We start from the raw sequence: 23,957 nt of genomic DNA, 5'->3' as shown, positions 1-23,957 counted from the left end.
TATCTGGATATCGGATTATCGTAGGGGACAAGGTTCTTCTCTTTTTGCATTATATAGGTATTTATAAAATAAAAATGGCCATCCTGCATGGATGGCCATTTTTATTAATCATAGAATGTTGCTTTAAGTTTATTGTCAGTTCCTTCAATGTTATTCTTCAAATAAAATTCGGCTTTTTTATTGGTCCCATCAACGTAATTACCAATATTCTCCCAAGTACACTCTTGTGAGTTATTTGTAATTTTACACATTCCTACATAATCATCTCTTGAACCATCTTCATCATCCTCATATAAAGCATACTCAGGGTTAACGATGTCATCTTTTTTTATTACAGTAATGTTTGCTTTAAAGTCGCCACCACTGGATGAAAACCGGTCACTTTTCAATGTGAACTCCGAATCCTCACCCACTTTAGTCCATTTCCTATCAAATAAGTTTATTAAGTCTAACCTCTGTGATGTTGAAGTTTGTTTTACATAAAACTCCGCTTTTTTGTTATCTCCATCAATGTACTTATTTGTATTGGTCCAAATACATTTATTAGGACTTGTTCTAACTTTACATTGATTCAATTTCCCTACTAAAGTATCGGTACTATCTGCATCGTCCTCATAAAGTGAATATGAAACTGATTCTTCAGTAGACGATGCATTTGAAATAATAGCCTTGAAATCGTGACCGTCAGATTGTACAGTTGTACTTTTATTAGAAGGTTGAGTGTTTCCCCCTAGCGGAGACCATTGCGGGTTATCTAAATCATCTGGTACATCAGGCATAATCCTTCCGTTTGCTACTCCATTAACGACGCTTACTTTCCATTCTGTATCAGGATAATTGGGAAATAGGTAGCTAAATGCTTTAAGTCTTTGTTTATGAAGTGGCAGCCCAGAATCACTAGGGTATGCAAAGATATAAAATTCATGGGAAGGCGCTTGGTCGTGTGCTCCGTAGAAATCTCCATCCCAATTATTATAGACCTTAGCGGTATAAAAGGCATCAATATTGGGCGAGGGAGAAAGACCATCCCATGTTAATAATGGATTTGAGGATGCAACGGTCATAGTAAAACTAGCCCAATCATCTCCAAAGGTCTCATCTGTAATTTTTATATCAGATTCGGACGCTTTGGCGCGTTTTACTTCTTTATTATCTTTATAACCAATAGTTACATTAGTTTGTGGATTGTGAGCAACTTTTTTTATTATTTTTTTTGTTTTTTGATCCCATGTTACATAAGCGTGAGAACGTGTTTTAAATTCTTCTGACCACATATCAAAATCTCTGTTATTACCATTAAACTCATCGAATTGATCACAGGATGTAGGCAATACAGGTGCTATACAGTATGGATTGGGTACTCTATCCTGGGGGATAAATGTTGTATAATTTAGTACAACTCCAACATTAGGTGGAAGTTCAAATCCAGGAATTTTTACTGGGTATGATTTATTTGTTTTACTATTAACTTTATTTATGTTTGTGTAATTAATGATTGTTGCAACTTCCTTCTCTTCATAAGATAAATCCTTTTCATTTTCCTTATTTAATTTTATTTTATAAGAACTCAAAGCTTTTTTTCTAATATTAATATTTTCAGCAGAAGATTTCTTCGATCCCTTTACTGAATATTTTACATTAGTGTTGCCTTTGATATTTTTGTCGACAAATGTATTTCCTTCAACTATCTTAACTAACTTATCATCTTTGTACACCTCATATTTATTATCCTCATCAGGGACGTTGACCCACTGAATTTTAATTTCATCTTCACTAACAATTGTATTTATAAAACTATTAGCAATCGAGTATTGTGTTTCTGATGCTTTATTAAGTATGAAGTTCTTATTATGCATACCGGTACTTTTCTTAACCTCCATCTTAGATATCTGTTCAGGTGATTTAAGAGTTTGTGTGTTAATTATAGCCGAATCAATAGGTGAATTTTTTTTATTATAGGATGTTAGCCTAAATTTATATATATTACCTGTCTCCAGGTGATTTACCTTGTAATAATTTTGTTGATTAGAGAAAAGCGTTTTCTGATCGCCGTTTCGATCTATGGATTCAAGGACATAATGATCGCCAATATCATTCCAGTCTAGATTAATGGCATTTGTTTCAGATTTAATTGCAATTTCAAATCTTTGGTTTAGTTTTGAGTTCGACTTAGCTTTTACATAATCCGTCTGGATTATAGGGAATATACTAATGATGATAATAGTGAAGGTTACAAATAAAATTAAATATAATTTAATATTTCTCACAATTACACCCCTTTTTCTATTTTTATATTACATTTATTGTATATTGAAACCACCCCTTTTTTAATTGTGATGTGTAACCTCCTTGAGTTAATGTTGTAAATTTAAAAACAATATCATTATTACCTATATAACAATATATTGTCAATATTGCAATATAGTTATATGATGGGGGAGCTGGTGGAGATTCAGTTCTTTACTTCACCTAATTTGAAAAAAATGAGTGCGTATTTGGTTGTCAATTCATCCAGCTGAAAAAGCTCGACTTGCAACGAGCGCGATTACTATATGCAATGACTTCAGGAGGAGCACGGAAGGATGTGAGAAGAAATTAATAAATTAAATGAATATCATTATTCATAGTAAGCCGATCCTCACTTCGAAGGAAGGTTTTGGTGAAACGAATGGGAATTTGTGTTTATTAGATTTAATAATAGCGGAGGAACATAAATGAAAAGAACCATTTTAAGAAAATTGTTAGTTACTATATGCACTTTTATTATTACACCATTACTGATTTCCTTAATTACCTTCATTGCTGGAGATGCATCATTTTCATTTGTGGAAAGGGTGGTTTCCGCTTTTTTAATATTTTCAATTTATGTAGCGCCTGTATTGTTTCTTTATGTCCTTCCTGTTTCTGTCCTTTCTGAATATGTATCTAGAAGATATCGATATCGGTGTCTAGTATCGTTCTTTATTCACATGGGCTTCTCTATTGTTTTCTTCTCATTATTCCTTCTCATTCCTATATTTGATCACAGGAGTGAAGCTGTTTATAATACACTTGATAGATTTGTGCTTTTTTTATCATATACCATAAATATTATTTTTTTCTTATATTGGTTAGTTGATGAATTATTTTTACGGTTATGGGGAGACAGAAGGCAACAATTTAAGAAATGAGTGTCACTAAATTATTATTTGGTTGATTTTTGACAGAGGAAATATTTTATGTTGTAATAATTGCATTGGAAAAAATTGATGTAGGGATGAAAAATAATGGCTAAGAAAAGAGATATAGAAAATACCAGTTTTATATGTGCGAATTGTAATCGTGAGGTTTTACCATTAGTGAATGGTAGTTATCGAAATCACTGTCCTTTTTGCTTGCATTCTATACATGTTGATTTAGTTCCAGGTGATAGGCTATCGAATTGTTATGGATTAATGCAACCAATCGGTATTGAATACAAGTCTAAAAAGGGTTATCAAATTATTTTTAGGTGTAAAAAATGCGGACACATGTCACGTAATAAAGTGGCAACAGAAGATCCAAAACAGCCTGATGATATAGAAAAAATCGCACAGTTGTCTTCCAAAGACACGGGTTTAGAATAATCAACTATTTTTCATTCAATCGATATAGAGATAACAAAAGGCATTGCTACTAGTAGCGATGCCTTTTGTTTCTACATCTTTTCATTCATCTGATGGAGATGGGTTTGTAGTTTTTTTACTTGCTCTCTTAACTCAAGGAATTCATCCTTCGATATTCCGCTCTTTGCGATGAGTGTATTAGGAATGCAGGCCACATTTTCTTCGAGGTGTTTAGCTTTCTCAGTCAGAGTGATCCATACTCTACGTTCATCTTCCGGGCAACGGTTACGGACGACAAGATCAGAGGACTCCATCCGTTTTAACATAGGGGTTAGTGTACCGGAATCTAGCTGAAGGTGATTACCCAATTCCTTGATGGTTAGTTTTTCGTGTTCCCACAAGGCAAGTAAAACTAAATATTGTGGGTACGTAAGGTCCAGTTTGTCGAGTATAGGCCGGTACATGCGGCAGATTTCTCGGTAGCAAGCATATACTGCGAAACAAAGCTGATCGCTTAATCGCATTCGCGGTTCACTGGACATAATTTCACCTCTTTATTAAGCTAATGCTTTTTCGATATCGTCACGAATTACCCAAGGTTTGGTCATGGGTGAGTATCGTTGAATAACGCTCCCTTGTCCGTCAACGAGGAATTTAGTGAAATTCCATTTGATTTGTTTGTTAAAGACCCCAGGAGCATTATACACGAGATAGCGATATAAGGGATGCATCGTTGGACCTTTTACATCGATTTTCGAAAAGAGTGGAAAGGTAATCCCAAAGTTTATTTGGCAAAATTCCTCAATCTCATCATCGGTACCTGGCTCTTGGCGCAAAAATTGATTACTGGGAAAACCTAGCACGGAAAAACCTCGTTCCCGATATGTTAAAAAGAGATCTTGTAATTCTGCATACTGAAATGTAAAGCCGCATTTGCTAGCGGTATTTACGATGAGGAGTACTTTGCCTTGGTAGATCGACAAAGATCTTTCTTCACCATCGATGGTGGTGGCTGTAAACGTATGGACACTCACTGGTTAGCCTCCCGTTTGTGATCCAATAATCTTTGTGCAAAATTAAATCATGCACAAAGATTATAGTATGATCGCAGGTGGTTGTCAATAAGTGACAACGATGTGTCTATTACTCACCTCTTAAGAATTATTACATAGGATGGTACTGGGCATCTATCCATTGCTCAATGGATAGATCATGTGCGTAGAAGAAGAAATCGCCCTTATAGGGAGGGATCGTTATCATGTGCGGAATCGCCGGTTGGATTGATTGGGAACGAGATGTCAGCCAAGAGCGGCAGTTGTTAGAACGGATGAATGATACATTGGTCTGCCGCGGACCTGATGCGGAAGGTTACTGGTTATCCACACGGGCAGGTATATGTCACCGGCGTCTCAGTGTGATCGATCCAGAGGGAGGCGCACAACCGATGGTGCGCCATTTAGAGGGACGTTATCGTGTCATCACGTACAATGGTGAGCTTTATAATATGGATGAATTGAGGCGAGAATTGGTAGAGCGTGGTCATCACTTACGGACGAGGTCTGATACGGAGCTCATCATGGCTGCTTATGATGAATGGGGTGTTGAGGTACCTAAACACCTCAATGGCATCTTTGCTTTTGCGATCTGGGATGAACGAGAAGAGAGTTTATATATTGCACGGGATCGTATTGGGGTAAAGCCTCTCTTCTTTGCTCGACGGGGAAGTGGCATACTCTTTGCATCTGAGTTGAAAACCTTGCTTGCTCATCCAGCAGTAGAACCGATCATTGATGGGGAAGGATTGGCTGAAGTGCTGACCATGGGTCCTTCACGTACACCTGGCCATGGGATCTTTAAAGGAGTCGAAGAATTACGACCAGGACACTGGCTAAAAGTAGATGGGAATCACTTGGCCATCCATTCCTATTGGCAATTACAGAGCGAACCCCATACAGATGATTTCGCAAAAACAGTGGAGAAAGTTCGCTATCTCTTTCAGGATGCAGTAACGAGACAATTGGTCTCCGATGTTCCACTAGGGACGATGCTTTCCGGAGGACTTGATTCTAGTGCGATCTCTGCCTGTGCTGCCAATCACTTTCTCAAAACAGGTAGAGGCGTGCTAGATACTTTTTCTGTCGATTACCAGGATAATGATCGCTATTTTACAGCAAATGAATTTCAGCCCAACCCCGATGCACCATGGATCCGAAGAATGGCTTCCTACTTAGAAAGCGACCATCATGATGTTGTAGTGCAAGTTCCAGAATTAGTGGAAGCACTCGATGTGGCTACCCTTGCCCGGGATCTCCCTGGTATGGCGGATGTGGATGCTTCTTTGTATCTGTTTTGCCGGGAAATAAAGAAAACATCTACGGTTGTCCTCTCTGGAGAATGTGCGGATGAAGTGTTTGGCGGCTATCCTTGGTTTCATCGACCAGAGATGGTGCAGGCGAAAACCTTCCCCTGGTCTCGCTTCCTCCATGAGAGAATGCGCTTCTTCACAGGGGAGACGAAGGAACTGATTCGAGGAGAAGAGTATGTGCGGGATCGGTATCAACAAGCTTTAGCAGAGGTGCCCACGTTAGAGGGGGAGGATGCCCAGGAGGCGCGCATTCGTGAGATCTTTTACCTCAATCTCACCCGATGGATGCCAACACTACTTGATCGTAAGGATCGGATGAGTATGGCAGTCGGCTTGGAGGTACGAGTCCCCTTTTGTGATCATCATCTGGTGGAGTATGTATGGAATGTACCTTGGTCGATGAAAGCAGTAGATGGACGGGAAAAGGGGCTGTTGCGTCGAGCGCTCCAAGGGATTCTCCCTGAAGATGTCTTACAACGAAAAAAGAGTCCGTATCCCAAAACACATAACCCTGCTTACCTCGATGCTGTTCGGAGTAGAGCCCTCGGTGTATTGGCGGAACCCCATTCTCCTGTGAGGCAATTGATCGATGGTGATGCGATGAGGGACTTTGCTTCCCAGGATTTAAAAAATGCACATCTTCCATGGTTCGGACAATTGATGAATGTTCCTCAATTGTTTGCTTGGGTTTTGCAACTGGATCGTTGGATGAGAGAATACGGCGTGCGATTGGTATAAGTCATCATCGAATGAAGTGATAAAAAAGTAGAGTAAAAGCACGGAGTGTAGACCTTTGATAAACCATAAGGGCCCTGTGGATTTAACAAAAGCCCTTATGGTTTTTATTGCTGAATCGACACTAATTTTGTCGAACGCCTATTAAAACAAGAACATATGTTCTATAATAACCCTAACAGACGGCCTCTCACCTAACCACCCGTAAGTCACCTCTATAAAGGGGGAATACCGATGGAAAAGTGGGTGCAAGTGATCGTGGCTGTCGCTTCACTCCTGCGATTGCTGATGGAACTTCCTGATGCTTTCTTCCGTTGGAAAAAACGGATGGGCGGTACTCGTAAGGAGAGAAGGCGGCGCAAAAAAAAGCATTCCGCATAGATTAAAGATAGGGAAAGGTCATCCAAGAACATGGAGGGCCTTTTCAGATCGAGCTTATAAAGAGTAGGGCAGATATTGGCTTTCTGTAATGGGGTTCGTTGAAATTTAAGTTCTTATAGGCTACAATAGCAAGTATATCTGCTTAAGGACCGTGCGCCCGTAGCTCAGTGGATAGAGCAGTGGTTTCCTAAACCACGTGTCGGAGGTTCGATTCCTCTCGGGCGCGCCAAAGGTGTTAGAATCTAAAACAATGACGAACTATTAGCTTGAATAAGAAATGGTAGTGCCTCTATTTATTCGATGAAACGTAAAAATCGAATGAATAGAGTTTTTTTATTTAGCACTGTAGATTAATTTTTATTAGTATAGTAGAGTAATTGTTAGATAAATTGGGGGAATTTTCATGCTGAAAGATAAAGAGATTTTTGTTGTCGTAGGAGCGGGTGAATTTAATAACAACCCAGGTTGGATTCATAAGCAGGAGGAGGAACTTAATCTACTGAAGCGAGAAGACTGGGCTCAGCAGTTTCAACCTGGGAGTGTTGCTGCTATTTTGGCGGAGCATGTATGGGAACATCTCACCTATGAAGAGGGTGTGAGAGCGGCACGCCTTTGCTACGAGTTTTTGATACCGGGAGGGTATATTCGATGTGCTGTACCCGATGCCTTTTTTCGTAATCCTGAATATCAACAAATAATTCAAGTGGGTGGACCTGGACCAAAGGATCATCCTGCTGCTAGCCACAAGGTTGTGTACAATTATCACACCATTACACAGATGTTTAGAGAGGCCGGTTTTGAAACGAAGCTACTAGAATATTGCGATGATAGGGGGCAGTTTCATCACCACTCTTGGAATGTAGAGGACGGGGTAATCTATCGTTCACGACCATTTGATCCACGAAATAAAGAAGGTATATTCGTATCGCTTATTGTTGATGCGATAAAGCCTTTGAGCTGAACCCTAGACTGTTTCCTGAAATTCTACACGTATTGTTAAAAAACAATAGCGTTCAAAGCTCGAGTTTGTGCAACAACGCTGGAAAGACCTGTACTTGTATTGACTTGAATGGTGACCGTATAAGTAACAGAAGTAGAAATGCTGTCATTCCAGGTAAGGTTAGGGATATCGGTAAAAGTAGAAGCAAGAGTGATTGTGGTGGCTCGACTGATGGTTAAAGTAGCTAAAGGAGAGACTAAATCGCTCCTTCTTAACCGATACGAAACATTATAATTGATAGTAAGCAAAGCACCTGTTGCAAGTAACTGAACGGTTGAGTCTAATTTTACTTGTCTGGTACCTGCGCTGGCTGGGCTCACGCCCAGTGTGAGAACGGTGACTTCCCCAGCACCGATCAAGTTAGCCGTAGCCGTTTCTGTAGAGGTAGCAAAAAATAGAATGGGGGACGGGTTAATAATTGAAGGACAACAACCGCAATTTATCATTCGAATCCCTCCACCTGGCTTAACGATCTGTTCCTATTAATATATGAAATAACATGTAAGTTTCCTGTGCTATTGTCTATTAAGTTAAAACTAGTGCGCATCGGGTGTGAAAATACTCCATTTATTATTCTACCGGGCAGAAACCCTCCGAGTAGCTAATAAACAAAGTTGAAGGGGGTCTATGAAGGAATGAAAAAAACAAAAATCTGATCTAGTAGCCCTTATCTGAGTCTGAATCTTTCACTTCTGGAGTAGAGCTTGCTTCGTCAGCAGGTTCGTGCATATAATAATTGTGTGTTATCCCGATATGATGATTATCAAAAACGGGATTACTCGTGCGAAGGGTAAGTTGAATAGGATAAACAAGAGGTTAGGTCTAGCTATTCAATTGATCGGGAATAATTTTCAAAAATCGTTGCATTATACGTCTTCCTTACGCGTTTCCGGGGGGAAGGCGTTTTTTATGCAGATAGAAGAGGAGGAATTCGTTTTGAGTCGTGAAACAGTGGGAATGATCTTTGAAGCGGCTGTAAAAGTGTTTGCTGAACGGGGTTATGATCGGGCGAAGATGGATGAGATTGCCCGGGCTGCGGGTGTAGCCAAGGGGACCATTTATTATCACTTTACAAGTAAGGATGAATTATTTACTGCGTTGATGAATCATGGTTTGCAAAATATGAAGGAGTATGTCCGGCGACGGATCGATGAGGAACAAGATCCCACATTAAAATTACGAGGTCTATTGGATGCGGAAGTGTCGTATTTATTTCAACATGGCACCTTTGCAAAATTACTCCTCACTGAGGTTTGGAGTACGAGTGAACGACAACATGAATTTCGCGCTCATATCCATGATCTGGAATCGATTACATGTGAAGTACTAAAAGTAGGGATACAGATGGGTCAATTTCGTGAAATGGATGCCATTGCGACATCGATTGCGATTTTTGGAGCGATGAGTGTATCCGTAATTCAAAAAGTTTTTAAAGATGCCCACCTTACCGGAGAAGAACTGGCAAATAAGAATACAGCTCCCGTTGTAGCCACTTTGGAAGCACTTGTACACAGGGGTATTCTAAAAAACTAGACCAAAAGTTCTATTTGCAATTCGAATAGGAAAAGGTATAATTATTTTTATACTGACTGGTCAGTTTAGTTCCGTTCCTAGGAAAGGAGACGATGGTATGCTGAGACGGAAGAGGAGAAGCAGACTCGCCCTCTACGATATTGTGAAGCACCGACCTTTGATTAGCGTGATGATTGGGATTTTTCTCGTTCCCCTCATATACAGTGGTATCTATCTAACGGCTTTTTTTGATCCATATAGTAAGATGGAGGATTTGCCGGTAGCTGTTGTCAACGAAGATCAAGGGGCCACAATCGATGGCGGGAAATTAAATGTTGGTAAGAATCTAGCTGAGAAATTGAAAAAGGATCCAAAACTAAAGTGGTCATTTGTGGATAAAGAAGAGATGCGTGAAGGTTTTAAGAAAAATCGCTATTATTTAGGGATTGTTATACCGAAGAACTTTTCAAAAAATGCAGCGAGTGTGGAAAAGGTACATCCCAGCAAGGGGCGGATTCAGTATTATGCCGATGAAGGCTCCAACTATCTAGCTCCTCAAATAGGGAAAAGAGCGATTCTCACGCTACAAACGAAAGTAGAGCGGGAGTTGAGCCGTACTTATGCGGAAAAAGTGTTTGAGAAAATGGGTAAATCCGCAAAGGATTTAGCCAAAGCGGCAGATGGTGCCGATACATTAAAGGAGGCCTCAGATAAAGCCCAGGGGGCTACAGGAAAGTTAGAAGAGGGCACCTCGAAAATGTTGAAGGCGGTAAAGCCCCTAGCACCAGGAATAGCAAAATTAGATCAGGGTAGCGAGCAATTACTCAAGGGGCAAAAACAAGCAACGGCTGCCACAGGCCAACTATCGGATGGAGCAGATCAAGTCGATGCGGGTCTGGGTACATTGCGAAACGAAGTAAAAAAAGTACAAACGAAAATCAATCCTATCAAAGACATCATTAAAAAACTTAAAGATGTCCTGGATCAACCTGGATGGACAAAACCATCTATATTACTTAAAGATCGACTCGATAAGATCGAACAACAAGATGGTCAAATTGAGGGTAACTTGAATCAGCTGATCAAAAAGAATCCCGAGTTAAAGGATAGTTCAGAAATAAATGCGATTCAGGCAAAGATAGATGAAAAAAGAGAGTTAAATCAGTCTTTACTTCAAGCTGCTAATCAATTAGACAGCATTTGGGATACTCTTCGTTCAAAAGTGGATGACTTGTATCAGAAGCTTCTTGACTTCGATAAGATGGTGGATGGTATTAATAAGCTAGCTGCTGGAGCAGATAAAATGGCAGGTGGTTTGGATAAACTGGATCAAGGTCAAAATGCCCTCTTAGCGGGAACAAAGAAATTGAATGCTGGATTGGATGAAGTTAACAAAGCACCAGCTCCCCTGATAGATGGATTGACGAAGATCGATCAAGGTCTTAAAAAACTTGAACCAGGCCTTGGTAAGATCAAAGATGGCCAGGGTGAATTGGCAGATGGATTGTTTAAGGGTGTAAAAAATGCGAAGGATGCCCTTGTAGGGAAGGATAAAAAAGCGGATCAAATGTCCCATCCGGTAGCTGTGAATCAAACAGAAATCGATCACGTACCGAACTACGCCAGTGGCTTTGCTCCATACTTTATTTCCCTATCCCTCTGGGTGGGCGCGATGCTGTTATTTACCGTATTGGATCTAAAACGCCCCACCTTAAATGATGAACGCCCTCTATCCATTATGTCCGCCATCGCTGTGGCGATAATTCAGGCATTACTCTTGGTGACAACATTGATCTACATTGTTGGAGTAAAACCAGAACAACCTGGATGGGTCTATCTTTTTACTATCGTCACCGCACTCACATTTACTTCGATTAACCATTTGTTAGTATCGATGTTCAAGGATGTAGGACGCTTCCTATCGATTATCTTGCTCATGCTACAACTAGCTTCGAGTGCAGGAACTTATCCTGTGGAGATGTTACCTGAATTCTTCCAGTCCATTCACGCCTTCTTGCCGATGAGTTACAGCGTTGAAGGATTACGTGAGGCTGTTTCCTCTCACGGGCAGGACATTTTGACCCATAATCTCTGGGTGCTGATTGGGTATACGGTAGGTGCTTATGGATTGAAAATCGCTTACGATTGGTTGAAAAAACGGGTAATTATTCGTTCCCGTACAGAATCATAATGGAAGAGAATGCTTAAACCGGCCAATGGTCGGTTTTTTTTGTAGAAAAGTGATTAAACGGAATAATTACGATTTACAACCCAGGGCGGCTTCGTTATAATATTAGGGCAGTCTAACGGTTAATCAACGATACCAAGTTGGGTGAATGCCTACGATCGAGATAAAAGTGTGAGTGCTGTTGTACGAATAACGGCGGAGCTCGGGGGTGAAATCATTTATGGAAACTGTGTTGGAATTAAAAGATATTCAGTTCTCCTATGAAAATCAAACCGTGTTAGAGGCGATCAATCTATCTTTGAAACGAGGAGAATTTCTAGGCTTGGTGGGTCCAAATGGATCAGGGAAATCCACCTTACTCAAAATAGCCCTGGGATCTTTACGTCCGGATCGTGGAGAGGTGTGTCTGTTTGGACAATCGCTCCGCCAATTTCGTGATTGGTCGCGACTTGGGTATGTCTCTCAAAAAGCGACTAGCTTTAACTTAGGATTTCCAGCGACGGTGTGGGAAGTGGTGGCATCGGGTCTTTATGGGAAACTAGGTTTATTTCGTCGTTTAAATAAAAAGCATGGTCGACTGGTGGATGAAGTGATTGAGAAGGTAGGTTTGACCGCATATGCACGCCGCAACATCGGGAGGCTCTCAGGCGGTCAACAACAGCGTGCCTTTATCGCAAGGGCTCTCGTATCAGAACCAGAGTTACTCATTCTTGATGAGCCTACTGTAGGGGTGGATGCTCACTCTGCCGAACAATTTTATCAGTTGCTCTCCCATTTAAATCGAGAGCAGGGGCTTTCTTTGATATTAGTTACCCATGATGTAGGTGCAGTGACTACCTATATTGATCGAGTGGCTTGTTTAAATCGTTGTATTCATTTCCATGGAGATTCGGCAGCGTTTGTTGCTCAACAGCAAGCGATCCTTTCTACAGCTTATGGACATGAGGTGCAAGTTGTGGGGCATGATCATTGAGGGGATCAAGGGAGAGAAGGAAGGAGGTTGGAGACACCAACGGGTGTCGATATCGCTATGTTTGAAATCCTATTGCACTATGAATTTATGCAACGGGCTCTAGTGGCTGGGGTGATCATCGGTTTTATTTCACCTATCGTAGGGGTATTTTTGGTGGTCCGCCGATTGTCCCTTATTGCAGATGCTCTGTCCCATGTCACCTTATCGGGAGTAGCAGCAGGGCTATTATTGCAAAAATATGTTTCCGCCTTTGCGATGATTAGCCCCCTTTATGTGGGGATGGTCTTCTCTATGGTAGCTTCCGTTTTCGTTGAACAGTTACGCCGTTTGTACCACTCTTATCAAGAATTAGCGATTCCTGTAATCTTATCGGGTGGCATTGGTCTAGGTGTGGTGTTGATCAGTGCTGCGGATGGGTTTAATGTAGATGTAGCTGGCTATTTATTTGGCAGTATCCTAGCTGTGGGGAAATCGGAGATCCTGGCAATTGTGGGAGCGGGTCTTCTTGTTTTGGGTATTGTCGTTCTTTTTTATAAGGAATTATTTGCTCTTTCCTTTGATGAAGAGAGTGCTGTTTATGCAGGGATTCCTCGCCATGGGATCAACCTTGCTTTTAGTCTCGCGGTTGCGTTGGTGATTACTGCATCGATTCGAGTGGTAGGTATATTACTAGTATCCGGGTTGATCACGTTGCCGGTCGCGGCTAGTTTACAATTGGCCAATAGCTTTCGCCAAGCATTCATTTACGCTGTAATCTTTGCACAAGTTTCTGTCTTGGCTGGGTTAGTGGCGGCGTTTTACCTCGACTGGGCATCTGGTGGGACGATTGTGTTAGTAGCCGTGTTCAACCTGTTGTGTGTTATGGGTATCAAACGAACAGTTAGCTGGGTGAGGAAGCGAAGAGGCCATCTGACTACATGATAGCGGGGCGATTGCTTATGAATAAGGAAGAAGCATTGGACCGACTAAAAACCAAAGGGTTTAAATATACCGGTAAGCGGGAGAAGATGGTAGAGATTTTTAGCAAGAATGATCGTTATCTCTCTGCCAAAGAGGTATTGGCAGGAATGCAGGAGGAGTATCCTAGCTTATCCGTCGATACGTTATATCGCAACCTTTCTCTATTGGAGGAGTTAGAGATTGTAGAGGGCACTGAATGGGAAGGGGAACGTCGCTATCGGATGCATTGTGGAGGGGAGAGTCATCATCACCACTTTATCTGCCGGAAGTGTGGGAAAACAAAACCCCTCAATCAATGCCCGATGAATGAGTTATTAAGTGATACCGAGGATTTTCGCATTACCGGGCATAAATTTGAAATCTACGGATACTGTAGCCGTTGTGAAACGGGCAGAGCAGAAACGGTTAACCGTGGATAGGATTGGTGACAGAATGAACGTAGAAACCTATATGCGCGAAGCAATCCAGGAAGCCAAAAAAGCGGAGGCTCTTGGGGAAGTTCCTATCGGGGCGGTAGTAGTGAAGGATGGAGAAATCATCGGCCGGGGGCATAACCTACGGGAGACGGATCACGATCCAACAGCCCATGCAGAGATGATCGCCATTCGTCAGGCCACGGAACATACGGGGGATTGGCGACTATTGGGATGCCAGTTGTACGTCACCTTAGAGCCCTGCCCGATGTGTTCCGGTGCCATCATGCTCTCCCGGATCGATACCCTCGTATACGGCGCCTACGATCCAAAAGGAGGGTGTGCCGGAACCTTGATGAACTTGCTGACAGATAAACGATTCAACCACCAAGTAACAGTGATGGATGGCTTGATGGAAGAGGAGTGTGGGGGATTGTTAAGGGATTTTTTTCGTCACTTACGATCCCAACGAAAAGTAAAGAAATAGAGTAGGGGGGAAAGGAAGCTCTCAGGAATTTTATCATTGGCAATTGGTATGAGCTTGACGATAAATTGCTGATTAGATAAAATAAATGCTGATGTGTTTAAGGTTGCGGAGAGGTGTCCGAGTGGTTTAAGGAGGCGGTCTCGAAAACCGTTGTACGGGGTTCACCCGTACCGTGGGTTCGAATCCCACCCTCTCTGCCATATCAAGGGTTTTGGGGATTTTCGTTCAAGTGAAATAGCCCTTTGGAAAATGGGGATTGCAAACGAATTGCAAACCTTTATCAATCTTAAGTGCTTTCATGTCCCTAAGTCCACTCATTGAAAAGGAAGTTGTCCAATTTTTGGGCGGCTTCTTTTTGCATGATAGGCATGACATGAGAGTAAGTGTCCATAGTGATGGCAATAGTGGAATGACCTAATCGTTCCGATACTACTTTTAGTTCAGGATCATTTTAGGAGACTCAGAAGGTTGGGTGTTCCATGAACCAAAAGTGATATTTTCATCCCTAGACTATTTGGCTTATTTAAAAAAGGTTGGGCAAAAACACCCATATCCAAATAAAAGGCCACTGTCTAATAACTGAACAGTGGCCTTTTATTGGGGCAAACAATGTGGTTTCCTCGCCTGTTTATTTTTTCATCACGGTCCCATTTTATGGTTGCATTGCCCCTCAGTCATCAGTTTTTTGAAGTTCTTTTTAAAATAATCCACAGTAATCCAATGAATTGAAGACCCGTTAATATGCTAAGATAGCTTCCAATAGACATCATTGCCAGAAGTGAAACTAATCCACTGATCACAATACTAATGATTAAAAGAGTAACTAACTTCTTTACTACCCCCCATATGCTGAGTGGAATAGTTAAGATGTAAAGTACCCATATTAAAGGAGTTCCAAAGTCCCAAAAATCCATTTCGATTCCTCCTTTCTCAATATTTATTACACTCCAACCGAAAAGAAGCCTCCTTAAGTGGAGGCTTCTTTCTAATTAGTGTATATATATCCAAATCTAATAAGCCATTATACTCACCTTTTGCAGTCATGTTTATCTCATAGAGTTATAGGTAGCATTGTTTTTTGCGTCCATTCGTATGTGTTGAGTAACATCTGTCCGCTTTGAATAACTTCCAAAATCATAATTGTAGAAGCTAGCACCTCCCGTTAATTTAATCCTTTTATTACTATCATACCGTGCAGGATTATTAAGTGTGGACCAAGATTTATGCCAATGGGTGTCAAAAGCAGATGGATTTGTACCCGTTTATGATTGATTTGGAGCCCGAATTGCCGCTGTTCCTCTCTTCCATATTTTTCTTCTCTAAAACGCTTGGATTAAAACCGTCCAGACGGTACAATAACACTATACAATCTCATAAAAAGAGATGAAAGTGGGGATAAGTATGACTATGAATAATGATGGTTCGAAAAGAAGCCGGTTGTTAACATCTGCATCAGATATCGTTAGGGAAAAAGGGGTATCAAAATTAACCCTTGAAGCGGTAGCAAACCAGGCGGGTGTCAGTAAAGGTGGACTGCTTTATTATTTTCCTAGTAAAGAAGCTTTGATTAAGGCAATGATTGACGAGATGTTGGATGTATATGTGAATGATATACAAAAGAATCTTCAAGACATTAAAGGAAGAGGTCAATGGACCAGAGCTTATATGAAAAGCATGTTTATGGAGGTTGAAGATGGTTTGAAGATAAGTTCTGCGCTACTAGCATCGATGTTTACAAACCCAGAATTATTGGATAAAGCTCAAACCCGGTATAAGGAGTTTCAAGAGAAAGTAGAGAATGATCAGGCTGACCCGATCCATTCCACTATAGCAAGGCTAGCGGCTGATGGTTTGTGGTTCGCAGAAATGTTTGGTCTAGCACCGCTAGATAAAAAAATGCGAGATAAAGTATACGATGAATTAACTAATTTAATAACAAAGGGGGATGAATAATGAGTTATGTATTTCTTGCAATTGCGGTTGTGGGCGAACTTATCGGATCATCTATGCTCAAAGCTTCAAAGAGTTTCTCTAAGGTTTATCCTACTATTGGGGTTTTTGTTGGATTTGCTATATCCTTTTACTGTCTTTCATTAGCTCTAAATACGATCCCATTAAATGTAGCTTATACAATTTGGGCTGGTCTAGGAGCAGTCGGAACTACACTGCTTTCTATTCTTATTTGGAAAGAGAAAATTAATCTTGCCAGTGGCATAGGGCTATTGTCAATTATTGCAGGCATTGTCTTATTGAACGCTTTCGGCCCTGGACACTAAATAAATAAAAAAGGATGATAAATAATGAGTTATGTATATCTTGTAATCGCGGTTGTAGGTGAACTTATAGGAACATCAATGCTCAAAGCTTCAGAGGGTTTTACCAAGATTTATCCTACAGTAGGGGTTTTTGTTAGTTTTGCTATAGCATTTTTCTTTCTTGCATTAACACTAAAAAAAATTCCGCTGAATGTAGCTTATACAATATGGGCAGGGCTAGGAGCAGTGGGTACTACGCTGATTTCTATTATAGTTTGGAAAGAGAGCATTAATCTTGCTAGTGGCATAGGGTTATTGGCAATTATTGCAGGTATCGTCTTATTAAATGCTTTCGGCCCTGGACATGCTAAGGACGCTAGGTAATTATTTGCTTAAAGATATTAGGCGGTGAACGACTAAGTGGCCATTTTCAGCAATTCGTTGTGATCAGTACAATCTAACTTAGGGCATTTTAGAATATATGATCTATACCATTCGTTGTAAATCTACCCCTTAGTATGTTACAATAGCTAGACCGTGCTAGATGGGGAGTTAGCGGTGCCCTGTAACCCGTAATCCGCTATAACGGGATTGAATTCCTGTCCGAGGTTCGATCCTTGCGGGGTTTGGTCCATGTGGAAGGTGTTGACGAACAGGTCCTGCGCAACGGGAACCTTTGAACCGTGTCAGGTCCTGACGGAAGCAGCACTAAGGAGTGCTTTCCGTGTGCCGTAGGGGTGCCTGATCTGAGTTGACCACATGGAGCCCACCCGGGGGGATCGTGTCGATGGCAGGTGCACGGTTACTATACATACAAGGTCCATTTTTACATAAGAACGGATGCCCTACATAGAATGGGTGTTGGTTCTTTTTAAATTGTTAAATTTTAAAAAAACCTCCTATCTTTATAGAAAATTTCCAAGAGAGAGGAGGAAGAGTGCAGGACAGAAGCGAATAAAAAATCAAGGTGAAAATTTGGATGAAGATGTCGATGTATTGGATTGTCAGCCAAGTTCTACCATCAATAGTCGCGAATAGTGATTGGTGGAGAGGGTGCTGGGTATAAGTTTGAGGAGAACGGAGGCGATAAAAAAGTGCCCATCGCGTTTCATCTCGACATGGAGCTCGATCAGTTGACATCCTGGGTGGAACGGATGCCTCAAGCTGTCATGCTCGTGGATGACCGAGGAGGGGTGGTGGCAGTTAATCATAAACTGCAAGAAACCCTACGGTTTGAACGGGATGAGATCCTGGGGCGGCCTTGCACCCGCTTCGTTTCTTTGCCAAAGGATGTGGAGGAATATATTACCCAAACAGAGAGTATGGAAAGCCCGGTGCAATCTGTACAGGGAAACCTTCAGGTAAAGGGAGTATCCCCACCGTGCCCCACTGCGATTCAATTGATTAGCGGGCAAAGCCGTAGAGGATGGTACCATTTACTGCTCTTCACCCCTGTATCGCAACAACTAAGTATCGTGCAACAATATGCTGAAGTGCTTCTTGCAGATTTACACATGGGAGTAGTGGTGTTTGACAAACAGGGCCGAGTAGTGGAAATTAATCCAGTTGCATGTGGACTGTTAGGTATAAGGCGACAACAAGTTCTTGGAGCGGTTGTGCGTGATCTCTTTGGTGAGATTATTCCTATAAAATCTCGCTTCACTCTTCTAGAACAACTAACGCAGGGTTTATTTTTCCGGAATTTTTCAACTGCTTGGGAAGTGAATGAAAATTATGTGGAAGCAGTCGTGGATTATCAACCCATCGATGATGCTTCTGGAGATAGAGTTGGAACCTATTTGATGATTCGCGATGAAACAGAGCTACACACCTTAGAAATGCAACTACGAAGAACGGATCGATTAGCGATGATCGGTCAAATTGCCGCGGGTACCGCCCATGAAATTCGTAACCCGCTTACTTCCATCAAAGGTTTTTTACAGGTGATGAAACACGCTCTAAGGGAAAAGGGGGAACTGAAAGAGCAGGGATATACGGAGATCATGCTGCGAGAAATTGATCGGATAAACGATTTGCTGAGTGAATTCCTGCTGATGTCAAAGCCGCGTAGTGCACGAATGTACGCTGTTCAGGTTGTAGAAGTATTGCAAGAACTGCTACCTTTAATTGAAAATGAAGCGATTCTTCATAATACAGAAGTGAGATATGAAGACCTGGGGAAATTGTTGCCTGAGGTCCTGGCGGATGGAGAGCTTTTAAAGCAGGTGTTTCTCAATTTATGTAAAAATGGGATCGAAGCGATGGGAGATGGCGGAGTCCTTACGATTCGTCTGCGGTGGTTAGAAGAGGAGTGTAAAATGGGGATTGATATAGCGGATGTAGGTCCCGGTATCCCTACATATGCAATGGATAAGATTTTTGATCCTTTCTTTACAACGAAGGAAACAGGAACGGGGCTGGGTCTTTCGGTTTGTCAACGAATTGTTCATGATATCGGGGGAACTATTCATGTCTCTTCTGGGGATTGGGGGACGACTTTTACGGTACTTCTCCCTGGGATAACGAAGTGACCGGCCGCCTTTGCGGCGTTTTTTTTGTTAGAAGAGGACTTTGGAAAAACGGTTTGAACTGTAGTATGATAAAAGTATCAAACTGTCCCAGATCGTCCCTTCTAGGTGTCGATTTAAGGATTTGGAGTGTTGCTCGTGTCTTATCGGGCCCTGTACCGAGTGTGGCGGCCTCAGACATTTAAAGATCTCGTTGGACAGGAGCATGTAACAAAGACATTGGAAAATGCTCTTTCAGAGGGGCATATTTCGCATGCATATCTGTTTAGCGGCCCTAGGGGAACAGGGAAAACCAGTGCGGCAAAAATCATGGCTAAAGCGGTCAATTGCCTACAAGGTCCAGGTCCAGAGCCATGCAACGAATGCGAGATATGCCGCAAGATTACCGAAGGTTCTCTGATGGATGTAGTGGAAATCGATGCTGCTTCCAATCGAGGGGTCGACGAGATCCGAGATTTGAGGGATAAAGTGAAGTATGCCCCAAGTGAGGGGCGATATAAAGTTTATATTATTGATGAAGTTCATATGTTAACGACAGAGGCGTTTAATGCCTTGCTGAAAACCTTAGAAGAACCACCGGATCATGTGGTCTTCATATTAGCAACTACTGAACCTCACAAGCTTCCTGCGACGATTATCTCTCGTTGTCAACGGTTCTCCTTTCGTCGTCATACAATGGGTAATCTCTTAGCCCGTTTAGGCCAGGTTTGTGAAGCTCAGGGTGTGGAAACTGGGGATGGAGCGTTAGTAGCGATAGCCCAGGCGGCTGATGGTGGCATGCGGGATGCCCTTAGTCTCCTGGACCAGGTGCTCTCTTTTTCTCCGGATAAAGTGAACGAGGAAGCTGTGCTTTCAGTGACAGGGTCTGTATCTCGAAAAGTGCTTGCTGAATTGATGGAATCGATAGTTTGCAAGGATGCTAAAACGGCATTGGATCGAGTTGACCGGTTGTTGATGGAGGGCCTTGAAGCAGAGCGTCTCGTTCAAGACTTAATTCTGCTGGCGCGAGATCTCTTAGTGCACATGGCGGCACCTGAACTGGATGAAGTGAAAGCTCGCCTGGCCAATGATGAAGTCATCCTCCGTTTAACAGAACAAAGGAGTATTTCAGGGCTAGGAAGCATTTTAGACGCCTTGATCGATGCTCAGCAACGAATGAAATGGGCGGCCCACCCACGTATTTTACTGGAGATGACCCTTGTTCGTCTCTGCCAACCAGTAGATCTTCCCCAAGGGGAGGCGCCACAAGAACAGGATGATAACATCAGTCGTTTAGCAGAACAGGTGCGACAGTTAGAGGCTCGGGTCGCTGAATTAAGTCAACTGTCATCGGATGAGGCTCCTTCTGTTAAGAGTACAGCCTCTGTGGGAGACGAAGAAGGAAGAGGGAAGAAACATACCCCTGTTCAATCGAATCGTGGTGGGGTGAGGAGCGCTTCCTCCTCTGTGGCAGCTACCCAGCTATTGCAACAAAGTTCTCCTGAAGAGCTACAACAAGTGAAGCAACGTTGGCCCGAAGTATTAGCTCAAGTGAAGGAACGAAAAATTACAGTACATGCTTGGTTAATCGATGGTGAACCGGTCGCTACTTCTGAGGAAGGTATTTTGCTTGTCTTTAAAAATGCAATTCATCGGGAAACCACCGAAAAAGAGGGGAATAAGACCCTTATTCAGCAGGTGATAGAAGAGGTCTTTGGCTCCCCTAAGAAGCTGATCACGATCATGCGTGGAGAGTGGGAACGACACCAAGGAGCGATGCAAACTTCTGCAACGGTGGTGGAGCCGGCTGCTCCTCAACCTAACAGGGAGAAGCCATCATCCGCTGAGAAAGTAGATCCTGTACAACGAGCGGTGGAGTTCTTCGGCGAAGATTTGATCGAAGTAACAGATTAAATAAAGGTGCCACTCAGGCAGTTAAACTATTTGGGAGGGAATACCCATGAAAAATATGAACCAAATGATGAAACAAATGAAGAAGATGCAGACGCAAATGGCAAAGGCTCAGGAGGAGCTCGCTGATAAAGAAGTGGAAGCTTCTGTTGGGGGCGGAATAGTTAAGGTGCGGATGAATGGACATAAAAACGTTCTCTCAGTAGAGATTGCACCAGAAGCAGTAGATCCAGAAGATGTAGAGATGCTTCAAGATCTCGTGACAGCTGCAGTCAATGAAGCGATGAAACAAGTAGATGATCTAGTAGCCAATGATCTTGGGAAGTTAACTGGTGGGATGAACATCCCAGGCCTGTTCTAAAGAACAGGCTTTTTTTCTGAAAGAGGATTCATTGTTAGGAGGCTCTGTTTGTGTACATCCCTGATCCGATATCCAAATTAATTGATGGTTTTATGCGATTGCCTGGCATCGGGCCGAAAACGGCCCAACGGCTCTCTTTCTATGTATTAGGAATGGAAGAAGAAGATGTGATGGAATTAGCCAAGGCATTGGTGCGAGCGAAGCGGGATCTACAGCGATGCGAGGAATGTAGCAATATTACTGATCATAAAAGGTGCCTAGTCTGTGCAGATAAAGGGAGAGATCGATCTGTTATCTGTGTGGTGCAGGATCCTCGCGATGTGATTGCTATGGAGCGAACGAAGGAATACCATGGCTTATATCATGTGCTCCACGGGGCCATTTCCCCTATGGAAGGAATTGGTCCGGATGAACTATCTATCCCTGATCTTTTGAAACGACTAGAGGATGAAACCGTGCAAGAGCTCATCCTAGCGACAAACCCCAATATTGAAGGGGAAGCGACTGCGATGTATTTACAGCGATTAATTAAACCCTTTGGGATTAAAGTGACGCGGATAGCCCATGGCCTTCCTGTTGGTGGAGATTTGGAATATGCTGATGAGGTGACATTGACGAAGGCGATGGAGGGGCGGCGAGAATTATAGAGGTATATAAAGTAAGTCCGAGTGTTCCACCGGGTCCAGAGCCTCGAAAATCCCATAAGTGGCGATATGCCTCCGCATGGCTGCTTTGTCTTAGTTTTTTTCTGATGATCCCTTTAGAATTTGCCGCTTTAGAATGGAAACAGACTGCGTCGGGGTTATGGCAGGTGGAAAACGGTACTAATCCAGGGTTGGCCTATTCGTTGATTTGGCTCGTGTGGGCATTAGCCAGTTTAAGTGGGCTTGTTTTGTTTTTGGTATTTGGATTTTCAAGTCGCTTCAACTATGAGCGTTGGCGTGGTGGCGTTCTCACAATTAGGGATGTGACCTTTTATTTTGCCTGGCTCCAGCTCACAACAATGATTCTGATGTTGGCTTCTGAACTTTTAGGAGTGAGCGGAAATGGGTGGTTTGGGTTAATTCTTCCTTATTTACCCCATGGATTGATGATTCTGTGTGCTTTGTGGCTGTTTAAGGGTCGACTTTCGGAGCTAGACTTCCGAAGGATGGGTGCTAAAGAGACAGGTTTCGCTTTTGTGGCGGTCATTGCTGCCTATGGGTTTACGTATTTCTTTTTGGATCCCCTAGTAACTAACCCCGTCGCCCACTGGTTTAACTTAGAACTGGGGTCATGGCGGGAGGAGAGCATATCAGAGGGGATCAATCAAGCAGCCAAGATGGGACTTCTCTCCGTCGGGGGCCAGATTCTACTTATTGGTGTCATGGGACCGATTGCTGAAGAAATTCTATTTCGTGGTTTATTGATGAATGTGGTTGCTCGCCGCATGGGTGTAAGTATTGCCCTAATCGTTTCTGCCTTGCTCTTCGCCTGCTCTCACGCGGATGTTTCGTATATGGCTCCTCTGTTTGTGTTAGGGCTGTTATTGGGTGGCTTGTATGCAGTGTTTCGCAGTCTATGGGTGCCGATTTTTTTCCATATCGTGAACAACACGGCCTCGGTGTTATTTGATCTCTTTCGGTAAAAAAGAAGGAGGCCAATTTCCTTTCCCAAAGATCGTATTTCTTCCGTGATATACCTGATCAGCCGAAGTTCTAATCGGAGCAGGCCCTTCATATGCTTGTACCAAACGCTTGGAAGGGGCATATCGGATGGAGATCGGATGGTGGGTGGTAGCGGCTTTCGGTGGATTGATGGTGTTTATGTTAATGAGTCAATCGATAGTAAGGCCATTGCGTTGGGTGTGGCTTGGTATTCTTTATACAGCAGTGGGAGCACTCGTACTATTTTTGTTAAACCTAGCGGGAGAGATGGTGGACTTTCGTATTCCGATAAACCCTGTTACTTCCTTTATTACAGGAGTACTGGGGATGCCGGGTCTCGCCTGTCTCCTATTGGTGAAGATATTCCTGATTGGTGGATAACATCTTTCGAAAAAAGTGTTGACGCAAGGCGCAATCCATGATAAATTATTACTTGTCGCTGCGAGGGCATGGCAAGAAAGTCAGCCTCGCGGAAGAGAAAATGAAAAGCTGCTTGCGAAAAAAGAAACGAAAAGAATTGTTGACAGGATCTACAGAAGATGATAAGATAGATCTTGTCGCCGTAAGAGAGCGGCATCGGCTGAAAGGCCGGAAAACAAAGCGTTCCTTGAAAACTGAAGAGCGAATGAATGACCTGTTCAATTCATGAGTCACAAACTTTTTTAACGGAGAGTTTGAT

26 protein-coding genes, 2 tRNA genes, 1 other RNA gene and 1 pseudogene are annotated in these 23,957 nt (G+C 42.5%); 24 read left to right on the top strand and 6 right to left on the bottom strand.

The genetic code is table 11. The features are described from left to right. Positions 1-104 precede the first annotated feature (104 nt). Entirely contained in the window at positions 105-2,267 is a 2,163-nt protein-coding gene (locus tag BLV90_RS12365; protein ID WP_091741485.1) for a DUF3238 domain-containing protein, read from the bottom strand. Between the two features lie 447 nt (positions 2,268-2,714). On the opposite strand from BLV90_RS12365, the gene BLV90_RS12360 reads away from it, so the two are divergent. Next, the gene (locus BLV90_RS12360; RefSeq protein ID WP_091741483.1) at positions 2,715-3,170 is read left to right on the top strand and encodes a hypothetical protein; all 456 of its coding nucleotides are present in this window, start codon (positions 2,715-2,717) and stop codon (positions 3,168-3,170) included. Between the two features lie 96 nt (positions 3,171-3,266). After that, the gene (locus BLV90_RS12355; protein ID WP_091741480.1) at positions 3,267-3,605 is read left to right on the top strand and encodes an RNHCP domain-containing protein; all 339 of its coding nucleotides are present in this window, start codon (positions 3,267-3,269) and stop codon (positions 3,603-3,605) included. A 71-nt stretch (positions 3,606-3,676) separates the two neighbouring features. Here BLV90_RS12355 and BLV90_RS12350 read toward each other — a convergent pair whose 3' ends face one another. After that, positions 3,677-4,126 (bottom strand): MarR family winged helix-turn-helix transcriptional regulator, encoded by a 450-nt coding sequence (locus tag BLV90_RS12350; protein ID WP_091741477.1) that lies wholly within the window; start codon positions 4,124-4,126, stop codon positions 3,677-3,679. A gap of 15 nt (positions 4,127-4,141) precedes the next feature. Further along, on the bottom strand, positions 4,142-4,618 hold the full coding sequence (locus tag BLV90_RS12345; RefSeq protein WP_091741474.1) for a glutathione peroxidase: 477 nt from the start codon (positions 4,616-4,618) through the stop codon (positions 4,142-4,144). A 224-nt stretch (positions 4,619-4,842) separates the two neighbouring features. Here BLV90_RS12345 and asnB point away from each other — a divergent pair, with 224 nt between their 5' ends. The 4 genes from asnB (at position 4,843) to BLV90_RS12330 (ending at position 8,026) form a co-directional block, all read left to right on the top strand. Then, entirely contained in the window at positions 4,843-6,687 is a 1,845-nt protein-coding gene (gene asnB / locus BLV90_RS12340) for an asparagine synthase (glutamine-hydrolyzing) (RefSeq protein ID WP_091741471.1), read from the top strand. Between the two features lie 231 nt (positions 6,688-6,918). After that, positions 6,919-7,065 carry a hypothetical protein gene (locus BLV90_RS16290; RefSeq protein ID WP_177168046.1) on the top strand — a complete coding sequence of 49 codons (147 nt, stop codon included), beginning with the start codon at positions 6,919-6,921 and terminating at the stop codon, positions 7,063-7,065. A gap of 153 nt (positions 7,066-7,218) precedes the next feature. Beyond that, positions 7,219-7,294: transfer RNA gene (locus BLV90_RS12335), tRNA-Arg, on the top strand. 174 nt (positions 7,295-7,468) lie between these two features. Then, a complete protein-coding gene (locus BLV90_RS12330) occupies positions 7,469-8,026 on the top strand; it encodes a class I SAM-dependent methyltransferase (RefSeq protein WP_091741468.1) in 558 nt (185 codons plus the stop codon). A 35-nt stretch (positions 8,027-8,061) separates the two neighbouring features. Here BLV90_RS12330 and BLV90_RS12325 read toward each other — a convergent pair whose 3' ends face one another. Beyond that, the gene (locus tag BLV90_RS12325; RefSeq protein ID WP_091741465.1) at positions 8,062-8,511 is read right to left on the bottom strand and encodes a hypothetical protein; all 450 of its coding nucleotides are present in this window, start codon (positions 8,509-8,511) and stop codon (positions 8,062-8,064) included. A 490-nt stretch (positions 8,512-9,001) separates the two neighbouring features. On the opposite strand from BLV90_RS12325, the gene BLV90_RS12320 reads away from it, so the two are divergent. The 7 genes from BLV90_RS12320 (at position 9,002) to BLV90_RS12290 (ending at position 14,798) form a co-directional block, all read left to right on the top strand. After that, on the top strand, positions 9,002-9,598 hold the full coding sequence (locus BLV90_RS12320) for a TetR/AcrR family transcriptional regulator (RefSeq protein ID WP_177168045.1): 597 nt from the start codon (positions 9,002-9,004) through the stop codon (positions 9,596-9,598). A 97-nt stretch (positions 9,599-9,695) separates the two neighbouring features. Then, positions 9,696-11,768, top strand: coding sequence for a YhgE/Pip domain-containing protein (locus tag BLV90_RS12315; RefSeq protein ID WP_091741460.1), 2,073 nt, complete (start codon positions 9,696-9,698; stop codon positions 11,766-11,768). Between the two features lie 217 nt (positions 11,769-11,985). Further along, complete coding sequence (locus tag BLV90_RS12310; protein WP_091741457.1) at positions 11,986-12,738, top strand: metal ABC transporter ATP-binding protein; 753 nt, start codon at positions 11,986-11,988, stop codon at positions 12,736-12,738. A 57-nt stretch (positions 12,739-12,795) separates the two neighbouring features. After that, entirely contained in the window at positions 12,796-13,659 is an 864-nt protein-coding gene (locus BLV90_RS12305; RefSeq protein ID WP_091741454.1) for a metal ABC transporter permease, read from the top strand. A gap of 17 nt (positions 13,660-13,676) precedes the next feature. Then, entirely contained in the window at positions 13,677-14,117 is a 441-nt protein-coding gene (locus BLV90_RS12300; protein WP_091741742.1) for a Fur family transcriptional regulator, read from the top strand. A 13-nt stretch (positions 14,118-14,130) separates the two neighbouring features. Beyond that, on the top strand, positions 14,131-14,598 hold the full coding sequence (gene tadA / locus BLV90_RS12295; protein WP_091741451.1) for a tRNA adenosine(34) deaminase TadA: 468 nt from the start codon (positions 14,131-14,133) through the stop codon (positions 14,596-14,598). A gap of 107 nt (positions 14,599-14,705) precedes the next feature. After that, a tRNA-Ser gene (locus tag BLV90_RS12290) sits at positions 14,706-14,798 on the top strand. 104 nt (positions 14,799-14,902) lie between these two features. On the opposite strand, the pseudogene BLV90_RS16560 reads toward BLV90_RS12290, so the two are convergent. Both BLV90_RS16560 and BLV90_RS12280 read right to left on the bottom strand, forming a co-directional pair. After that, a pseudogene (locus tag BLV90_RS16560) lies at positions 14,903-15,037 on the bottom strand (site-specific integrase); the annotation flags it as partial. Between the two features lie 238 nt (positions 15,038-15,275). Then, positions 15,276-15,512 (bottom strand): hypothetical protein, encoded by a 237-nt coding sequence (locus BLV90_RS12280; RefSeq protein WP_091741448.1) that lies wholly within the window; start codon positions 15,510-15,512, stop codon positions 15,276-15,278. A gap of 493 nt (positions 15,513-16,005) precedes the next feature. Here BLV90_RS12280 and BLV90_RS12275 point away from each other — a divergent pair, with 493 nt between their 5' ends. The 11 genes from BLV90_RS12275 (at position 16,006) to BLV90_RS15995 (ending at position 23,927) form a co-directional block, all read left to right on the top strand. Continuing rightward, positions 16,006-16,551, top strand: a complete 546-nt coding sequence (locus BLV90_RS12275) for a TetR family transcriptional regulator (protein WP_218142304.1) — start codon at positions 16,006-16,008, stop codon at positions 16,549-16,551. After that, positions 16,551-16,874: a DMT family transporter gene (locus BLV90_RS12270; RefSeq protein WP_091741442.1), complete on the top strand. Its 324-nt coding sequence runs from the start codon at positions 16,551-16,553 to the stop codon at positions 16,872-16,874. The genes BLV90_RS12275 and BLV90_RS12270 overlap by 1 nt, the downstream gene beginning before the upstream one ends. A gap of 24 nt (positions 16,875-16,898) precedes the next feature. Continuing rightward, positions 16,899-17,237 (top strand): DMT family transporter, encoded by a 339-nt coding sequence (locus BLV90_RS12265; protein WP_091741439.1) that lies wholly within the window; start codon positions 16,899-16,901, stop codon positions 17,235-17,237. A gap of 151 nt (positions 17,238-17,388) precedes the next feature. Continuing rightward, positions 17,389-17,655: signal recognition particle sRNA large type (ffs, locus tag BLV90_RS12260), an RNA gene on the top strand. A 292-nt stretch (positions 17,656-17,947) separates the two neighbouring features. Then, on the top strand, positions 17,948-19,384 hold the full coding sequence (locus BLV90_RS12255) for an ATP-binding protein (RefSeq protein ID WP_177168044.1): 1,437 nt from the start codon (positions 17,948-17,950) through the stop codon (positions 19,382-19,384). Between the two features lie 135 nt (positions 19,385-19,519). Further along, positions 19,520-21,274, top strand: a complete 1,755-nt coding sequence (gene dnaX / locus BLV90_RS12250) for a DNA polymerase III subunit gamma/tau (protein ID WP_177168043.1) — start codon at positions 19,520-19,522, stop codon at positions 21,272-21,274. A 46-nt stretch (positions 21,275-21,320) separates the two neighbouring features. Next, positions 21,321-21,632, top strand: a complete 312-nt coding sequence (locus BLV90_RS12245) for a YbaB/EbfC family nucleoid-associated protein (RefSeq protein ID WP_091741433.1) — start codon at positions 21,321-21,323, stop codon at positions 21,630-21,632. Between the two features lie 50 nt (positions 21,633-21,682). After that, positions 21,683-22,279 carry a recombination mediator RecR gene (gene recR / locus BLV90_RS12240; RefSeq protein WP_091741430.1) on the top strand — a complete coding sequence of 199 codons (597 nt, stop codon included), beginning with the start codon at positions 21,683-21,685 and terminating at the stop codon, positions 22,277-22,279. 164 nt (positions 22,280-22,443) lie between these two features. Further along, a complete protein-coding gene (locus BLV90_RS12235) occupies positions 22,444-23,259 on the top strand; it encodes a CPBP family intramembrane glutamic endopeptidase (protein WP_177168042.1) in 816 nt (271 codons plus the stop codon). Between the two features lie 127 nt (positions 23,260-23,386). After that, positions 23,387-23,659: a pro-sigmaK processing inhibitor BofA family protein gene (locus BLV90_RS12230; RefSeq protein ID WP_091741422.1), complete on the top strand. Its 273-nt coding sequence runs from the start codon at positions 23,387-23,389 to the stop codon at positions 23,657-23,659. A gap of 37 nt (positions 23,660-23,696) precedes the next feature. Next, positions 23,697-23,927, top strand: coding sequence for a hypothetical protein (locus BLV90_RS15995; RefSeq protein ID WP_143035054.1), 231 nt, complete (start codon positions 23,697-23,699; stop codon positions 23,925-23,927). Positions 23,928-23,957: the final 30 nt, after the last annotated feature.

Origin of the sequence: Marininema mesophilum, assembly GCF_900106775.1 — a bacterium.
Taxonomy (GTDB): Bacteria; Bacillota; Bacilli; order Thermoactinomycetales; family DSM-45169; genus Marininema; species Marininema mesophilum.
Note: the sequence above shows the minus strand (reverse complement) of the source record. Positions and strands in the feature narration are given on the sequence as shown.

Bases quoted from the DNA above. Each gene is read 5' to 3' on its own strand.
- BLV90_RS12270 (WP_091741442.1), top strand. From the start codon at position 16,551: ATGAGTTATGTATTTCTTGCAATTGCGGTTGTGGGCGAACTTATCGGA.
- BLV90_RS12305 (WP_091741454.1), top strand. From the start codon at position 12,796: ATGTTTGAAATCCTATTGCACTATGAATTTATGCAACGGGCTCTAGTG.
- BLV90_RS16290 (WP_177168046.1), top strand. From the start codon at position 6,919: ATGGAAAAGTGGGTGCAAGTGATCGTGGCTGTCGCTTCACTCCTGCGA.
- BLV90_RS12230 (WP_091741422.1), top strand. From the start codon at position 23,387: ATGGAGATCGGATGGTGGGTGGTAGCGGCTTTCGGTGGATTGATGGTG.
- asnB (WP_091741471.1), top strand. From the start codon at position 4,843: ATGTGCGGAATCGCCGGTTGGATTGATTGGGAACGAGATGTCAGCCAA.
- BLV90_RS12265 (WP_091741439.1), top strand. From the start codon at position 16,899: ATGAGTTATGTATATCTTGTAATCGCGGTTGTAGGTGAACTTATAGGA.
- BLV90_RS12330 (WP_091741468.1), top strand. From the start codon at position 7,469: ATGCTGAAAGATAAAGAGATTTTTGTTGTCGTAGGAGCGGGTGAATTT.
- BLV90_RS12275 (WP_218142304.1), top strand. From the start codon at position 16,006: ATGAATAATGATGGTTCGAAAAGAAGCCGGTTGTTAACATCTGCATCA.
- BLV90_RS12300 (WP_091741742.1), top strand. From the start codon at position 13,677: ATGAATAAGGAAGAAGCATTGGACCGACTAAAAACCAAAGGGTTTAAA.
- BLV90_RS12350 (WP_091741477.1), bottom strand. From the start codon at position 4,126: ATGTCCAGTGAACCGCGAATGCGATTAAGCGATCAGCTTTGTTTCGCA.
- BLV90_RS12280 (WP_091741448.1), bottom strand. From the start codon at position 15,512: ATGGATTTTTGGGACTTTGGAACTCCTTTAATATGGGTACTTTACATC.
- BLV90_RS12245 (WP_091741433.1), top strand. From the start codon at position 21,321: ATGAAAAATATGAACCAAATGATGAAACAAATGAAGAAGATGCAGACG.
- tadA (WP_091741451.1), top strand. From the start codon at position 14,131: ATGAACGTAGAAACCTATATGCGCGAAGCAATCCAGGAAGCCAAAAAA.
- BLV90_RS15995 (WP_143035054.1), top strand. From the start codon at position 23,697: ATGATAAATTATTACTTGTCGCTGCGAGGGCATGGCAAGAAAGTCAGC.
- BLV90_RS12355 (WP_091741480.1), top strand. From the start codon at position 3,267: ATGGCTAAGAAAAGAGATATAGAAAATACCAGTTTTATATGTGCGAAT.
- BLV90_RS12315 (WP_091741460.1), top strand. From the start codon at position 9,696: ATGCTGAGACGGAAGAGGAGAAGCAGACTCGCCCTCTACGATATTGTG.
- BLV90_RS12325 (WP_091741465.1), bottom strand. From the start codon at position 8,511: ATGATAAATTGCGGTTGTTGTCCTTCAATTATTAACCCGTCCCCCATT.
- BLV90_RS12310 (WP_091741457.1), top strand. From the start codon at position 11,986: ATGGAAACTGTGTTGGAATTAAAAGATATTCAGTTCTCCTATGAAAAT.
- BLV90_RS12360 (WP_091741483.1), top strand. From the start codon at position 2,715: ATGAAAAGAACCATTTTAAGAAAATTGTTAGTTACTATATGCACTTTT.